Genomic DNA, 1,308 nt, shown 5'->3' on the forward strand with positions numbered 1-1,308 from the left:
CCGACGCCCTCGGGCGGCAGCGTGGATCTGACGGTCAGCCTGGGCGGAACCGGCGGGGGCGGCGGCAAGGGCGGCGACGTCACGGTGACCAATACCGGGCAGATCATGACCACCGGCGCCGACGCGGATGCCATCCTGGCCCAGTCGGTGGGCGGCGGCGGCGGCACCGGCGGGTCCGCCTCCGGCAAGACCAGCACCAAGTCCACCGACCTCCAGGAGGGATCCGGCAGCTCCTTCACCCTCGGCTCCCAACTGGGCGGCACGGGCGGCAAGGGCGGGAACGGCGGATACGTCATCGTCACCTCCACCGCCTCCGGTCTGACGTCCACCGTGCAGATCCTCACCACCGGAGACCACGCCTCGGCCATCGTGGCGCAGTCCATCGGCGGCGGCGGCGGCAAGGGCGGGGCGGCGGCGGGCTCGGCAAGCGGCGGCAAGGCGAGCCTCGACTTCGCCCTGGGCGCGACCGGCGGAAATGGCGGCTATGGCGGGACCGTGCTGGTCACCACAAAACGCCACCATCGAGACGCGGGGCGACCAGTCGGTGGCGATCCTCGCCCAGTCGGTGGGCGGCGGCGGCGGCATCGGCGGCAACGCCAATGCCATCGCGTCGTCCACCATCGGGCTTGGCGCGTCGATCGCCGCGCAGGGCGCCAACGGCAATGCGGGCGGCACCGTCACCGTGAGCACCGCGGGCAAGATCACCACGTCCGGCAAGATGGCGGATGCCATCCTCGCCCAGTCGGTGGGCGGCGGCGGCGGCAAGGCCGGCTCGGCCGGCGCGGACGCCCATGCATCGGGCGGTCAGTCCGTGTCGGCGACGCTTACGCTCGGCGGCTCCGGGGGGCAGGGCTCCTATGGCGGCGCCGTCAGCGTCACCAACAGCGCCGCCATCGCCACCGCGGGAGAGATGTCCAACGGTATCGTCGCCCAGTCCGTGGGCGGCGGCGGCGGCAAGGCCGGATCGGCCACCTCCAAGGGGGACGGCGGCAGCTATTCCATCAATGCGAGCGTCGGCGGCGCCGGCGGAGCCGGGTCCCAGGGCGGCGCGGTGACGGTGTCGAACTCCGGCTCCATCCTCGTCGCCGGCGACCATGCCAGCGCCATCCTGGCCAGTCGGTGGGCGGGGGCGGCGGCATCGCCGGAGCGAGCGCGGCGGCAAGCGCGTCCAAGACCGCGAGCCTCAGCTTCGCCCTGGCCGGGCAAGGCGGCTCGGGCGGCAACGGCGGCGCAGTGACGGTCACGAGCACCGGCAACATCCGCACCGAGGGCCAGAGCGGCGTCGCCATCCTGGCGCAATCCTCGGCG

At 73.9% G+C, this 1,308-nt stretch carries 1 protein-coding gene and 1 pseudogene; one reads left to right on the top strand and one right to left on the bottom strand.

Annotated elements, in window-relative coordinates:
- Positions 1-329 (bottom strand): annotated as a pseudogene (locus AC2W7M_RS25655) (hypothetical protein); the annotation flags it as partial.
- 155 nt (positions 330-484) lie between these two features.
- Between AC2W7M_RS25655 and AC2W7M_RS25660 the strand changes: the two are divergent.
- Complete coding sequence (locus tag AC2W7M_RS25660; protein ID WP_486135939.1) at positions 485-1,237, top strand: hypothetical protein; 753 nt, start codon at positions 485-487, stop codon at positions 1,235-1,237.
- Positions 1,238-1,308 lie beyond the last annotated feature (71 nt).

The organism is Xanthobacter sp. BG11Y11_SDJG (assembly GCF_057364445.1).